At 73.3% G+C, this 13,699-nt stretch carries 13 protein-coding genes and 1 pseudogene; 11 read left to right on the top strand and 3 right to left on the bottom strand.

Annotated elements, in window-relative coordinates:
• The first annotated feature begins 6 nt into the window (after positions 1 to 6).
• From ABD332_RS16770 to ABD332_RS16725, 10 genes and pseudogenes are all read left to right on the top strand, one after another.
• Positions 7 to 1,215 carry a cytochrome P450 gene (locus tag ABD332_RS16770; protein ID WP_344502852.1) on the top strand — a complete coding sequence of 403 codons (1,209 nt, stop codon included), beginning with the start codon at positions 7 to 9 and terminating at the stop codon, positions 1,213 to 1,215.
• 70 nt (positions 1,216 to 1,285) lie between these two features.
• Positions 1,286 to 1,465: a hypothetical protein gene (locus tag ABD332_RS16765; RefSeq protein WP_344502851.1), complete on the top strand. Its 180-nt coding sequence runs from the start codon at positions 1,286 to 1,288 to the stop codon at positions 1,463 to 1,465.
• A 5-nt stretch (positions 1,466 to 1,470) separates the two neighbouring features.
• Positions 1,471 to 1,662 (top strand): annotated as a pseudogene (locus tag ABD332_RS16760) (GGDEF domain-containing protein); the annotation flags it as partial.
• Positions 1,663 to 1,813: 151 nt separating this feature from the next.
• Complete coding sequence (locus tag ABD332_RS16755; RefSeq protein ID WP_344503256.1) at positions 1,814 to 1,942, top strand: hypothetical protein; 129 nt, start codon at positions 1,814 to 1,816, stop codon at positions 1,940 to 1,942.
• A 64-nt stretch (positions 1,943 to 2,006) separates the two neighbouring features.
• The gene (locus tag ABD332_RS16750) at positions 2,007 to 2,708 is read left to right on the top strand and encodes an energy-coupling factor ABC transporter permease (RefSeq protein WP_344502850.1); all 702 of its coding nucleotides are present in this window, start codon (positions 2,007 to 2,009) and stop codon (positions 2,706 to 2,708) included.
• Complete coding sequence (locus ABD332_RS16745) at positions 2,705 to 3,064, top strand: PDGLE domain-containing protein (RefSeq protein WP_344502849.1); 360 nt, start codon at positions 2,705 to 2,707, stop codon at positions 3,062 to 3,064. The genes ABD332_RS16750 and ABD332_RS16745 overlap by 4 nt, the downstream gene beginning before the upstream one ends.
• 1 nt (position 3,065) lies before the next feature.
• Positions 3,066 to 3,830, top strand: a complete 765-nt coding sequence (gene cbiQ, locus ABD332_RS16740; RefSeq protein ID WP_344502848.1) for a cobalt ECF transporter T component CbiQ — start codon at positions 3,066 to 3,068, stop codon at positions 3,828 to 3,830.
• The gene (locus ABD332_RS16735; protein ID WP_344502847.1) at positions 3,827 to 4,570 is read left to right on the top strand and encodes an energy-coupling factor ABC transporter ATP-binding protein; all 744 of its coding nucleotides are present in this window, start codon (positions 3,827 to 3,829) and stop codon (positions 4,568 to 4,570) included. Before cbiQ ends, ABD332_RS16735 begins: the two co-directional genes overlap by 4 nt.
• A 61-nt stretch (positions 4,571 to 4,631) precedes the next feature.
• Entirely contained in the window at positions 4,632 to 5,468 is an 837-nt protein-coding gene (locus tag ABD332_RS16730; RefSeq protein WP_344502846.1) for an AraC family transcriptional regulator, read from the top strand.
• A 10-nt stretch (positions 5,469 to 5,478) separates the two neighbouring features.
• The gene (locus ABD332_RS16725; protein ID WP_344502845.1) at positions 5,479 to 6,363 is read left to right on the top strand and encodes a DMT family transporter; all 885 of its coding nucleotides are present in this window, start codon (positions 5,479 to 5,481) and stop codon (positions 6,361 to 6,363) included.
• Positions 6,364 to 7,313: 950 nt separating this feature from the next.
• On the opposite strand, the gene ABD332_RS16720 is transcribed toward ABD332_RS16725, so the two are convergent.
• Positions 7,314 to 7,901 carry a PadR family transcriptional regulator gene (locus tag ABD332_RS16720; protein WP_344502844.1) on the bottom strand — a complete coding sequence of 196 codons (588 nt, stop codon included), beginning with the start codon at positions 7,899 to 7,901 and terminating at the stop codon, positions 7,314 to 7,316.
• Positions 7,902 to 8,039: 138 nt separating this feature from the next.
• Entirely contained in the window at positions 8,040 to 9,125 is a 1,086-nt protein-coding gene (locus tag ABD332_RS16715; RefSeq protein ID WP_344502843.1) for an S-(hydroxymethyl)mycothiol dehydrogenase, read from the bottom strand.
• A 29-nt stretch (positions 9,126 to 9,154) separates the two neighbouring features.
• Here ABD332_RS16715 and ABD332_RS16710 point away from each other — a divergent pair, with 29 nt between their 5' ends.
• Positions 9,155 to 10,786 carry a RecQ family ATP-dependent DNA helicase gene (locus ABD332_RS16710; RefSeq protein ID WP_344502842.1) on the top strand — a complete coding sequence of 544 codons (1,632 nt, stop codon included), beginning with the start codon at positions 9,155 to 9,157 and terminating at the stop codon, positions 10,784 to 10,786.
• Here the strand turns inward: ABD332_RS16710 and ABD332_RS16705 are convergent.
• Positions 10,742 to 13,687 (bottom strand): AfsR/SARP family transcriptional regulator, encoded by a 2,946-nt coding sequence (locus tag ABD332_RS16705; RefSeq protein WP_344502841.1) that lies wholly within the window; start codon positions 13,685 to 13,687, stop codon positions 10,742 to 10,744. The genes ABD332_RS16710 and ABD332_RS16705 overlap by 45 nt on opposite strands.
• Positions 13,688 to 13,699: the final 12 nt, after the last annotated feature.

The raw sequence follows: 13,699 nt of genomic DNA, 5'->3' as shown, positions 1-13,699 counted from the left end.
GCTGCCATGACGACACTGCCCTTCCCGCTGCCCGACGCGCCCACGCTGTACGCGCCGCTGCCGGCCCTGTCCGAGGTCCAGCGCGACGAGGACCTCGGCGGCGTGGCGCGGATCGACACCCCCGACGGCGGGGTCGCCTACGTGGTGACCCGCTACGCCGACGTGCGCACCGTCCTCGTCGACCCGCGGTTCAGCCGCGCCCAGGCGGCGGCCTCCACCACCGCCGCCGCCGACTTCGGGCTCGGCGCGCTCGCCACCGGCTCGATCGCCGGCATGGACCCGCCGGAGCACACCCGGCTGCGCAAGCTCGTCGCCCGCGCGTTCACCGCCCGCCGGGTCGAGCAGCTGCGGCCCGGCGCCGCCGGGATCGTCGACGAGCTCATCGACGCCATGCTGGAGCTGCCGCAGCCCGCCGACCTGGTCGAGCACTTCTCCCTCGCGCTGCCGGTCCGGGTGATCTGCGAGATGCTCGGCGTGCCCGCCGGCGACCGGGCGAAGTTCCACGGCTGGTCCGACACGCTGCTCGGCGGGCCCGGCTCCGACCCGCGGGTCATGGGCGCCGCGCTGCGGGCGATGGGGGAGTACTTCGCCGGCCTGATCGCGCTCAAGCGGGCCAGCCCGCAGGACGACCTGATGACGGCGCTGATCGCGGCCCGCGACGAGCAGGACAAGCTCTCCGAGGAGGAGCTGGTCCGGCTCAGCCTCGGCATCCTCATCGGCGGGCACGAGACGACCGCCAACCAGATCACGATGATCCTGCTGACCCTGCGGCACCACCCCGAGCAGGACGCCCGGCTGCGCGCCGACCCGTCGCTGATCCCGGGCGCGGTGGAGGAGCTGATGCGCTTCGTCCAGCTCGGCGACGCCGCCACCTCGCTGCCCCGCGTCGCCACCGAGGACGTCGAGCTCGGCGGCGTGACGATCCCGAAGGGGGCGGTCGTGCTGCCCGCGCTCGCCGTCGCGAACCGGGATCCCGAGGTGTACGACGAGCCCGACGGCCTCGACGTGACCCGCGCGGAGCTGTCGCACCTGTCGTTCGGCGCGGGCGTGCACCACTGCCTCGGCGCGCAGCTGGCCCGCATGGAGCTGCAGGAGGCGCTGCGCGGACTGTTCACGCGGATGCCCGCGGTCCGGGTGGCCGTGCCCGACGAGGAGCTGCGCTTCAAGCAGGGCATGATCGTGCGCAGCGTCGAGACGCTACCGGTGACCTGGTAACACCTGTCGGCGCCGCACCTGCACCCGCCGGCGCTTCACGTACACCCGCCGCCTGACGAACCAGGTGGGCATGGCAACGATCGGACGCCCCGCACCCTGGCAGGTCTGGACCGTGTGCGGGGCGCTCGTCATCGTCGCGTACTACCTGCTGCCGGCCGGTGGCATCGAGCGCGGCCTGCTCTACCCGGCCCTGTCCGCGTCCTGCACGCTGGCGATCCTGGCCGGCATCCGGCGCACAACGACGGCCTGACCGGGGTGCCCAACCGCCGCGCCTGGGACCTGGAGCTGCAGCGGGAGATGACGAAGGCCCGCCGCAGCGGCGCCGATGTCTGCGTGGCGCTGCTGGACCTCGACCACTTCAAGCGCTTCAACGACACCTTCGGCCACCAGGCCGGCGACCGGCTGCTGAAGGAGGCGTCGGCCGCGTGGCGGTCGCTGCTGCGCCCCGGCGACACCCTGGCCCGCTACGGCGGCGAGGAGTTCGGCGTGCTCCTCGTCGGCGCCGCCCCCGCCGGAGGCGGCACGGATCCTGGACCGGCTGCGCGAGGTCACCCCGCACGGCCAGTCGTTCTCCGCCGGGCTGGTCCGGTGGGACGGCGTGGAGGCCGCGGACGAGGTCCTCGGGCGCGCCGACGAGGCCCTCTACCACGCGAAACACAACGGCCGGAACCGCGTTCACCTGGTGGACGCCACCCCGACGACCAGGAACACCAGGATCCTCGCCTGAGGTTCGCGCGGGCGTTGTTGCAAACTCTTGGCAACAACGTGGCGTCGGCAATAGGCTGCATGGCATGCCTGCGGTAGCCATGCACATCTCCAACGGGATCATCGACAACCAGATCGCGGTGCTGTTCGCCGGTGTCGCCCTCGCCGGGCTCGCCCTGTGCTTCATCCAGGGCCGGCGCGAGCTCGACGACCGGCTCGTGCCCATGGCGGGCCTGGTCGCGGCGTTCATCTTCGCCGTGCAGATGCTCAACTTCCAGGTGCTGCCCGGGGTCAGCGGCCACCTGCTCGGCGGCACCCTCGCCGCGATCCTCGTCGGGCCCTACCTCGGCGCGATCTGCGTCACGATCGTCCTCGTCGTGCAGGCACTGATCTTCAGCGACGGCGGCGTCACCGCCCTCGGGCTCAACATCACCAACATGGCGCTGCTCGGCACCGCCGCCGGCTACCTGGTCGTCGCCACCCTGCTGCGGGTGCTGCCCCGGCGCACCTGGACACTGACCGCGACCGCCGTGATCGCCTGCGTCGTGTCGGTGACGGTCGCCGCGCAGGGCTTCGTCCTGCAGTACGCCCTCGGCGGCGCCACCGACATCGGGAAGTCCCTCGGCGCGATCGCCGCCGCCATGGCCGGCACGCACCTGCTGATCGGGCTCGGCGAGGGCGTCATCACCGCGCTCACCGTCACCTACGTGGCGAAGGTCCGCCCCGACCTCGTCTACGCGGTCCGCAACCGCCGGCGCCCCGTCGTCAGCGAGGCGGTGACGGTATGAGGAAGTCGACCTGGTTCATCCTCAGCGGCCTGATCGCCGCGCTGCTGCTCGCCGGCGTGGTCAGCAACTACGCCTCCGGCCACCCCGACGGCCTCGACTCCGTCGCCCGGGAGGGCTGCACCTTCGACGCCGACGACCACATCACCGGCGGCACCTGCATGGCGCAGTCGGAGACGGACAACGCCACCAAGGACAGCCCCCTCGCCGGGTACGGGCTGCGCGGCATCGGCAACGACTTCCTCTCCACCGGCCTGTCCGGGGTGATCGGGGTCGTCGCCACGTTCGCGATCGGCGGCGGCGTCTTCTGGCTGCTGCGCGCCGGTCGTTCCTCGCGCTCCTCGCATCAGGCGGGCTGACATGGGGGCTGGGCACAGCCACGCGCTGTTCGTGGACCGGCGCTCGCCAGTACACGACCTGGCGCCCGAGGTGAAGATCGCCGCCAGCGTCCTGTTCACCGTCGCCGTCGTCGCCACGCCGCGTGAGGCGCTGTGGGCGTTCGGCGGCTACCTCGCCGTCATCGTGGCCGTCGCGCTCACCGCCCGGATCGGCCTGCGCTGGCTCGCCCTGCGCTCCCTCATCGAGCTGCCGTTCATCCTGTTCGCGTTCGCGCTGCCGTTCCTCGGCCACGGCGAGCGGGTGCACTGGCTCGGCATGAGCCTGTCCGTCGACGGGGTCTACGGCATGTGGAACATCATCGCCAAGGGCACCCTCGGCGTGCTCTCGTCGCTGCTGCTCGCCGGCACCACCACCCCACGCGACCTGCTGCTCGGCCTCGACCGGCTGCGCTGCCCGGCGATGATCACCGTCATCGCCACGTTCATGCTGCGCTACCTCGACGTCCTGGCCGGCGAGGGCCGCCGGATGCGGGTCGCGCAGCGCTCCCGCGGCTACGACCCGCGCTTCCTGTGGCAGATCAAGGGCTTCGCCACCGGCATCGGCGCGCTGTTCCTGCGCGCCTTCGAGCGCGGCGAACGCGTCTACCTGGCGATGATCTCCCGTGGCTACGAGGGGCGCATCCCACTGGCGCTCGCCGGCGGCGGCGCGACCGCCCGGCAGTGGGCGGCGGCCGCCACGGTGCCCGTCGTCGCCGGCGCGATCGCGACGGTAGCGTTGCTCGGGTGACGCCATCCCTGCGGGTGACCGGCCTGCACTTCGCATACCCCGACGGGCACGTGGCGCTGCGCGGCGTCGACCTCACCGTCCCGCAGGGGGAGCGGGTCGCCCTGCTGGGCCCCAACGGCGCCGGCAAGACCACGTTCGTGCTGCACCTCAACGGCATCCACACGGCGACCGCCGGCGGCGTCGAGGTCGGCGGCCTGGCCGTCGAGCCGCGCGACCGGGCCGGGCTGAAGGAGGTCCGCCGCCGCGTCGGGATCGTCTTCCAGGACCCCGACGACCAGCTCTTCATGCCGACCGTCGCCGAGGACGTCGCCTTCGGCCCGGCCAACCTCGGCCTGCGCGGCGCCGAGCTGGCCGCGCGCGTCGACGAGGCCCTCGACGCGGTCGGGATGGCCTTTGCCCGCGACCGCGCCCCGCACCACCTGTCCTTCGGGCAGCGCCGCCGGGTCGCCGTCGCCACCGTCCTCGCGATGCGGCCGGAGATCCTCGTGCTCGACGAGCCGTCGTCCAACCTCGACCCCGCGTCGCGCCGGGAGCTCGCCGCCATCCTCCGGTCGCTGCCGGTCACGCTGCTGATGGTGACCCACGACCTGCCGTACGCCCTGGAGCTCTGCCCACGCTCCGTCATCCTCGACGACGGCCGGATCGCCGCCGACGGCCCGACCCGGGAGCTGCTCGCCGACGCGGACCTGCTCGAACGGCACCGGTTGGAGCTGCCGTTCGGCTATACGGTGACCGCATGACCTCCCCGCCTTTCTCGGCCATCTCGGCTTTCTGGGCTTTCGCGGCTTTTTCGGCTTTCGCATGACCGACTCGGCTCGCTGGACCCGGGTGGACGACGGCCGGTTCCAGGTCGATCTGCTCACCGCCGACTACCGGCGGCACGCGTTCACCCGGCACAGCCACTCGACCTTCGCCATCGGCGTCGTGGTCTGCGGCGCCGAACAGTTCCACTACCGGGGCGCGTTGCACCGGGCGGGCGTCGGCAGCCTGGCGATCCTGGAGCCCGGCGAGCCGCACGACGGCCAGGCCGCCGACCCTTCCGGCTGGGCCTACCGCGTCTTCTACCCGCCCGCCGACCTGCTCTTCGAGGGCTTCGCGGCGCCGGCACACTTCGCCGACGCGGTGGTCCACGACCCGCACACCGTGCACCTGATCCGCTCGGCCCACGAGGCGCTGACCTCCGGTACCGACACCTTCGCCGCCCACTCGAAGCTCACCTGGGCGCTCGCCTCGGTGGTCCGCCGGCACGGCTCGCACGCCCCCTCCGGCATGCCGGCCCTGCCCGCCCAGGACGCCGCGGCGGGACGGAAGGTCACCGAGATCCGCGACCGGCTCATGGCGGACCTCCGCAGCGCCCCCAACCTCCGCGAGCTCGCCGACGGCGTCGAACTGTCCCCGTTCCACATGCTGCGCGTCTTCCGCGCCGCGACCGGCTTCCCGCCGCACGCCTGGCTCGTCCTCGAACGCGTCTGCCGCGCCCGCCACCTCCTCGCCGCCGGCCACACCCCCGCCGAGGTCGCCGGCGCCGTCGGCTTCGCCGACCAGGCCCACCTCACCCGGTGGTTCAAGCGCGTGACGGGCGTCACCCCGGCCGCGTTCCGCAACTCCGTTCAAGACCCCGTGCGCACCGTCGCGTGATGCTGTCGGCATGAGTCGTCGTGGCTGGTTGCTCTTCATCGCCATGTCCGTCGTGTGGGGCGTCCCGTACCTGCTGATCAAGGTCGCGGTCCGCGACATCGGCCCCGCCGAGCTGGTCTTCGTCCGCACCGCCCTCGGCGCGCTCCTGCTGCTGCCGATCGCCCTGTACCGCAAGGAGGTCCGGGCCTCACTGCGCCCGTGGCTGCCGCTGCTCGCCTACACGGTCGTCGAGGTCGGCATCCCCTGGCTGCTGCTGTCCCACGCCGAACAGGAGGTCGACAGCGCCTTCACCGGTCTCGTCATCGCCGGTGTACCCCTGGCCGCCGCCCTCATCGCCCGCGAACGCCTCTCCGGCACCCGCATCGCGGGCCTGGTCACCGGCCTCGCCGGCGTCGGCCTGCTGGTCGGCTTCCACGGCACCACCGGCGGCCCCGTCCCGCTCCTGGAGCTCCTCGGCGTCGTGATCTGCTACGCGTCCGGCCCGCTGATCATCGAACGCTGGCTCTCCGACGTGCCCCGCTACGGCGTGTCCGCCGTGTCCCTGGCCGCCGGCGCACTGCTCTTCGCCCCGTTCGTCGCCCCCGGCCTGCCGTCCCTGGCCCGCACGGTGACCCTCCGCCCCGCCCTCGCCGCCGTCACCCTGGCCGTCGTGTGCACCGCGCTCGCGTTCGTGCTGTTCTTCGCCCTCGTCGCCGAGGTCGGCGGCGTCCGCGCCACGGTCATCACCTTCGTCAACCCCGCCGTCGCCGTCATCCTCGGCGCCGCCGTCCTGCACGAGAAGATCACCCCACTGACCGTCGGCGCCTTCGTGCTGATTCTCGCCGGCTCGTTTCTCGCCACCCGCAAAAAGATCTCCGAAGAACCTGCCGAGAAGCGCGAACCGGCCGCCGTCTGACCCCGCCCGGCCACCGTGCCGGGCGCGCGGGGCAGCGTAGACTACGGAGGGTCACGCCGCCTCGGGTCGACTGTTCCGGCGGAAGATCGATTTCTCCGGCGGGGGTATCGTGCTTGTGAACGGCCCGGCAGCACCCGAGCTGCTCACCTGATCCACCGCAAGAGATGCCACGCCCACCGCCGACTCCCGCAGGCTTCAGGGATGACGTGCGCCCCCGCGAGCCCCGGGGATGGATGACGCACGGCCCTCGCGAGTCCAGGGGATGACGTGGTCGCCGTCAGCTCCCGCGGGCTCGATGCGGCCTCGTGTCACCTGCCCGCCGCGCAGCCGCCTCGTGTCGCCTGCCGCGCAGACCCAGGAGGCTTCCGTTGCCGCCCGGGCCGAGACGTGGCCATCCAGGGCGAAGACGTGGCGGTCCCGCCGTCCGGGCAGAGGCGTGGCGACCCCCGGCCGGGTCCCGGCGAACCCGCGCTGAGACGGGACGTGGCAATCCTCGGCTCAGAGATGGCGATCCCGTGCCGAGGCGTGGCGGCTCCGGGCCGAGATGCGGCGGCCCCGGGCGAAGATGTGGCGGTCCTGCCGCCCGGGCAGAGGCCTGGCGACCCCCGGCCGGGTCCCGGCGAACCCGCGCTGAGACGGGACGTGGCGATCCCCGGCTCAGAGATGGCGATCCCGAGCCGAGGCGTGGCGGTTCCGGGCCGAGATGCGGCGGCCCCGGGCGAAGATGTGGCGGTCCTGCCGCCCGGGCAGAGGCCTGGCGACCCCCGGCCGGGTCCCGGCGAACCCGGGCTGAGACGAGACGTGGCGATCCCCGGCTCAGAGATGGCGATCCCGAGCCGAGATGTGGCGCCCCCGGGCGGAGACGGCGCGGCGGTCCCGGGTGGAGATGCGGCGATCCACCCGCCTGGTCGGGTGGGTGGATCGCTGGTGGGTCGTCCGGCGCGCCGGCATCAGTCGGCGAGGATGGCGTACAGCTTGCGGCGCGTCTCGGTCAGGACCTCGAGGGCCTGGGTGCGCTGCTCGGCGGTGCCGTTGAAGCCGACCTGCCGCAGGGCGTCCATGATGCCGATCGCGGCGTCGCGGAACTCCTGTGCCTGGGAGACGTTCTCGTCGCCGTACTCCTGCCACGGCGCGTTCTGTGCGGCGGCCTCGGCCTCGGGGCGGCCGGTGTCGGTCAGGACGAAGCGCTTGCGGCCGCCCTGCTCCTCGGCCGTGATGAGGCCCTCGTCCTCGAGCAGCTGGAGCGTCGGGTAGATCGAGCCGGGGCTCGGCCGCCAGATGCCGCCGGTGCGGCTCTCCAGCTCCTGGATCATCTCGTAGCCGTGCATGGGGCGCTCGTGCAGCAGCGCCAGGACGGCGAGGCGCACGTTGGGGCGGCCGCCCCGGCCCGTGCCCTTGCCGCCCCAGCCGCCGCGTCCAGCGCCCCGGCCGTGCCCGTGGCCCCAGCCGCGCCCGCCCGGACCGCCCGGGCCACCGGGAGGGAAGGGCGGGATGAAGCCGCCGAAGCCACGGTGCCAGGCACCCGCGTCGAAGAGCATTGCTCCGTGTCGTGATCGCATGATCGTTTCCAATCGTCGAACGGTCGCCGACCTGTTGTCGACTGTCGTTGATAGTTCGACGATATATCGGGAACCTATCGGCAACAAGGGCGCGACCGGTACATCCCGAAAAGAGCGTTACAGCACGATCACCGTCCGCAGGACCGTGCCCGCCTCCATCTCGTGGAACGCCGCCTCCACGTCCGACAGGCCGCCGGTGGCGCTGACGAACTTGTCGAGGGGGAGCCGTCCCTGCAGGTACAGGTCGACGAGCATCGGGAAGTCCCGCGACGGCAGGCAGTCGCCGTACCAGCTGGACTTCAGCGCGCCGCCCCGGCCGAAGACCTCCAGGAACGGCAGGGTCAGCTGCATGTCGGGCCGCGGCACGCCGACGAGCACCACCGTGCCGGCCAGGTCGCGGGCGTTGAAGGCCTGCTCGTACACCTGCGGCGACCCCACCGCCTCGATGACGACGTCCGCGCCGAACCCGCCGGTCAGCGCCCGCACCGCCTCGACCGGGTCGGTCTCGCGCGAGTTGATGACGTGCGTCGCCCCGAACTCCTGCGCCCAGGCGAGCTTGCGCACGTCCACGTCGATGCCGATGATCGTGCGCGCGCCGGCGAGGACCGCGCCGACGATCGCCGCGTCGCCGACGCCGCCGCAGCCGAACACCGCGACCGAGTCGCCGCGGCCCACGTTGCCGGTGTTGATCGCGGCGCCGATGCCGGCCATCACGCCGCAGCCGAGCAGCCCGGCGACGCTCGCCGACGCGCGGGGGTCGACCTTCGTGCACTGACCGGCGGCGACCAGGGTGTACTTGAGGAACGCGCCGATCCCGAGGGCCGGCGACAGCGGGGTGCCGTCGGCGAGGGTCATCTTCTGCTTCGCGTTGTGGGTGTTGAAGCAGTACCAGGGACGCCCGCGCAGGCACGCCCGGCACTGCCCGCAGACGGCCCGCCAGTTGAGCACGACGAAGTCGCCGGGCGCGACATCGGTGACGTCCGGGCCGACGGCGGAGACGATCCCGGCGGCCTCATGGCCGAGCAGGTAGGGGAAGTCGTCGCCGATGCCGCCCTCGCGGTAGTGCAGGTCGGTGTGGCAGACCCCGCACGCCTGCACCTCCACCACCGCCTCGCCGGGGCCTGGGTCGGGGACGATGACGGTCTCGAGGCTGACGGGCCGTCCCTTGCCGAGGGCGACGACGCCCTGTGTTTCGATAGGCATACCTCCCGTCCTACCAGAGGAATCCAGAGATGACGGACGACCTGCGGCGCATCGCGAAGGAACACTTCGGCTGGGACCGGCTGCGAGACGAGCAGGTGCAGGCCATGCAGGCCCTGATGGAGGGACGCGACGCCCTGGCGGTGCTGCCGACGGGCGCCGGGAAGTCCGCCATCTACCAGGTGCCGGCGCCGCTGCTGCCCGGCCCGACGATCGTCATCTCGCCGCTGCTGGCGCTGCAGCAGGACCAGATCGCGTCGCTGACCGCCCGCAACCAGGCGTCGCTGCAGGCCGTGCGGCTGTCCTCGGCCGAAGGCAAGGCCGAGCGCGAGGAGGCCCTGGAGGCGCTGCGCGCCGGCGACGCCGAGTTCGTGTTCCTGACCCCGGAGCAGTTCGCCGACCCGGCCCGCGTCGCCCAGATCAAGGCGCTGAAGCCGAGCCTCGTCGCCGTCGACGAGGCGCACTGCGTCTCCGCGTGGGGCCACGACTTCCGCCCCGACTACCTGCAGCTCGGGCAGTTCATCCGCGAGCTGGGCCGCCCGCCGATCGTCGCGCTCACCGCGACCGCCTCGCCGCCGGTCCGTGAGGACATCGTCGAGCGGCTCGGGATGCGCGACCCGGAGATCGTCGTGACCGGCCTCGACCGGCCCAACCTGTTCCTGGAGTCGGTGCACTGCCCCGACGAGCAGACCCGCTACCGGCGGCTGCTCACCCGGCTGAAGGAGTCCACGCCGCCCGGGATCATCTACGCGCCGACCCGCCGCGCCACCGAGGAGCTCGCCGAGCGGCTCGTCGAGGAGGGCATGCCGGCCGTCGCGTACCACGGCGGCATGAGCGCCGGCGACCGCGAGCGCGCGCACGAGGCGTTCCTCGCCGACGAGGTCGAGATCATGGTCGCGACGACCGCGTTCGGCATGGGCATCGACAAGCCCAACATCCGCTGGGTCAACCACATCGCGCTGCCGGACTCGCCCGACTCCTACCTGCAGGAGATCGGCCGGGCCGGGCGCGACGGGAAGCCGGCGCAGGTGCTGCTGCTGCACCGCACCGAGGACACCGGGCTGCGGAAGTTCTTCACGAACGTCTCCGTCGACCGCGAGGAGGTCAGCTCCCTCGCGGCGCTGCTGCGCTCCGTCGCGCCCGAGGCGATCACCCGCGACGAGCTGGAGGAGCGCACCGGCCTCGGCGCGCGCAAGCTCGGGCAGCTGCTGAGCCTCCTGGAGGAGGTCGGCGGCGCGCAGCTCCTGCACGGCAGCAAGGTCAAGGCACCCCGGTGGGCGCCGACCCCCGCGAAGGCGGCGGAGCTCGCGGAGGAGCAGGCCGAGCGGCAGCAGACGCTGTCGCGGTCGCGCCTGGACATGATGCGCACCTTCGCCGAGACGGAGCTTTGCCGCGGCCGGACGCTGCTGGCGTACTTCGGTGAGCACCTCGAGGGCACCTGCGGCCACTGCGACAACTGCCACGACGGCAGCGCGCAGGCCGGGCTCGCCGCCACGGCCGACGTGCCGTTCCCGGTCCACAGCGAGGTCCGCCACGGCGAGTGGGGCAAGGGCGTCGTCATGTCGTACGCCGGTGAGCACATGACGGTCCTGTTCGACGAGGTCGGCTACAAGACGCTGTCAGTGCCGGTCGTTGAGGAGCACAAGCTGCTGCGCCGGCTCTGAGGCCCGCGCCACCGCCGCGGCGTCCAGGCCGCACGTCTCGAACAACGCCCGCGCCGCGGCCCGCTCGGCCGTGTCGTCCCGCTCCTCGCGCCGCAGCGCGTCGGCGATCCCGGCGTGCGCGCGGGCCCGCTCGTAGCGTCGTTCGGTCAGCTCGGCGAGGCGCAGCGCCAGCTCGTGCGCGGCGATCGCGTCGCCGGTCCGCCCGAGCAGGGTCAGCGTGGTGCCGAGGTCGTTGCGGGCGCTGGCCTCGAAGAACGGCGCCAGGTCGCGGACCTGCTCGGATGCCTCGTGATGGCAGCGCAGTGCCGCGTCGGGGTCGCCGAGCACCGCGTGCGTGCGGCCCATCCCGCACAGCGCCTCGACGACGCCGGCCCTGCTGCCGGCCTCCCGGTTCATCCGATGGCCGCGGGTGAACAGCAGCAGCGCCAGCCGTGGGTGGCCGAGCGCGAGGTGCGCCCCGGCGAACTCGTTGCACAGGTTGGCGAGCTGCATGGTCGCGCCGATGCGGTGCATGTGCAGCGCCGCGTCGCGCAACGTCACGCGGGCCTGGGCGGGCCGCCCCAGCAGGAGCTCGGTCGCGCCGGTCTCGAAGAGGGCCAACGGCGTGCTGGCGTGCTCCTTGTTCAGCTCGCGGAACGTGCGCAGGTGCTCCATGCCTTCGGCGAGCCATCCGGCGGCGCGGCACACGATGCCGAGGTTGACCTGGACCCGGCTGACCTCCTGCGGCATGCCGGCCGTGGCGTAGTGCGCCGCGGCTCGCTCCAGGTGCCTGATGCTCTCCGTGCTGCGCCCCAGCCGCATCGTCGTGCCGGCGTGCCAGTTGCTGGCGAGCGCGATCAGCCCGTCGTCGCCGAGCGCGGACGCGGACGCGATGGCCTGCAGGCCGAGCCGTTCGGCGATCTCGGCCCGCCCCTCGTTGTTGGCGAACCGCCACAGCACCCGGTGCAGCATGACCGCGTGCCGGTGCGCGCCGGTGCGGTGCGCCTCATCGGCGAGGGCGACGACGGCGGGCCACGTCGCCCGCAACCAGAGCAGGCGCTCGTGCTCGTCGGAGAAGGACCGCTGGAACGCGTCCGGCCGCACGTCCGGTGCGATCGCCTGGATCAGCTCCAGGGGACGGTTCACGGCGGCGACCGTGTGCAGGTAGTAGTCGAGCAGCCGGGTGGTCGCGGCCGCCCGTTCCTCCTCGATCACCAGGGTGGCGGCGAACTCGCGCAGCAGGTCGTGCAGCCGGTACCGGCCGGGCTGGTCCTCCTCCAGCAGGTGCACCTCCACCAGCCGGTCCAGCAGCTCCCGGGCCTGCCCGACCGGCACGTCGGCCAGCGCGGCCGCCGGCCACGCCTCGAACTCACCCGCCGGATGCAGTCCGAGCAGCCGGAAGCACCGCTGCTCGGCCCCGCTCAACTGCCGATACGACACGTCGAACGCCGCCGCCACGCTGTGGCCCTCCGCCGACACCGCGATCGGTGGCGGATCCGCGGCCCGTAACCGCTCCACCATCGCCGCCAGACTCCACCGCGGCCGGTGCTGCAACCGGTGCGCGATCAGCCGCACCGCCAACGGCAGCCGCCCGCACAGCTCGACCACCATGACCGCCGCTTCCGGCTCGGCGTCCACCCGCTCACCCACCGCGTCCCGCAGCACCGCCACCGCGGCACCGACAGGAAGGGGCTCCAGCTTCAGCAGGAACGCGTCATCGACCGGCCCGATCCTGGTCCGGCTGGTCACGAGCACCACGCACGGCGCGTCGGCCTGGGGTAGCAGCGGCCGCACCTGCTCGGCGCCGGCGGCGTTGTCCAGCACCACGACGGACCCGCGGCCGGCGAGGGCCCGTCGCCATAGCCCCTGCCGGCCCGGCAGGTCGCCGGGGATACGCTGCGGTGCCTCGCCGAGCTGGGCGAGGAGCAGGCCGAGGGCGTCGACCGGCGACACCGGGCCGCCCTCGCTGTGCCCCTGAAGGTCGACGAAGAGCTGAGCGGCCGGATACCCGGGCCGCAGTGCCTCGGCGGCGGCCACCGCGAACGCGGACTTCCCGACGCCGGCCATCCCGTCGACGACGATCAGGCGGTGGGGGCCGTGGGCCGCCCTCAGCAGCCGCGCGGTCTCCTCCTCCCGCCCCCGCAGCCGGGCGACCGTCCGGGGCAGGGCGCTGGGCCCCGATCCCTGCGGCGACGTCTCCGCGGTGCCGCGGAGCACCTCCATGTGCAGGTCGCGCAGCCGCGGGCCGGGGTCGACGCCGAGCTCGTCGCGCAGGGCCTCGACGGTGCGCCGGTAGAGGTGCAGCGCCTCGGCCTGGCGGCCGTCGCGGTGCAGGGCGGTCATGACGGCACCGGCGAGGCGCTCGCGCAGCGGGTTGCCGGCGACGAGCGGCGCCGCGTGCTCGACCACCTCGCGGGGCCGGCGCAGGACCAGCAGGGTCTCCGCCCACTCCTCGGTCGCGGCCCAGCGCAGCTCGATGAGCGAGTTGCGCCACCGGGCGATCACCGAGCCGGGCAGCCCGGCGAACGGGGTGCCGCGCCACTCGTCGAGGGCGGTGCGGTACAGCCGCGCGGCGACCTCCGGGTCCGGTTCGGTGCGGGCCCGGCGCAGTGCCGCGCGGAAGCGGGACAGGTCGAGCCGGTCCTCCGGCAGCGTGATCCGGTAGCCGGCCGGGTCGGTCCGCAGGGCCTCGCCGTCGGCGCCGAGGAGGCGGCGGATGCGGTACACCACGGTCTGCAGCTGGTTGCGGGCGGTCACCGGCGGGTCGTCGTCCCACACCAGCTCCACCAGGTCCGGCACGGCGACCACCCGGCCGGAGTGGAACAGCAGCCCAGCCACGATCAGTTGCTGGCGGGAGCCGCCCAGGTCGACGGGCCTTCCGCCGGCCACCACCTCGACCGGACCCAGCACGGAACACTCCACGCAGCGTGACGG

The sequence above is a fragment of the Dactylosporangium maewongense genome (assembly GCF_039531485.1).
Lineage (GTDB): Bacteria > Actinomycetota > Actinomycetes > Mycobacteriales > Micromonosporaceae > Dactylosporangium > Dactylosporangium maewongense.
Note: the sequence above shows the minus strand (reverse complement) of the source record. Positions and strands in the feature narration are given on the sequence as shown.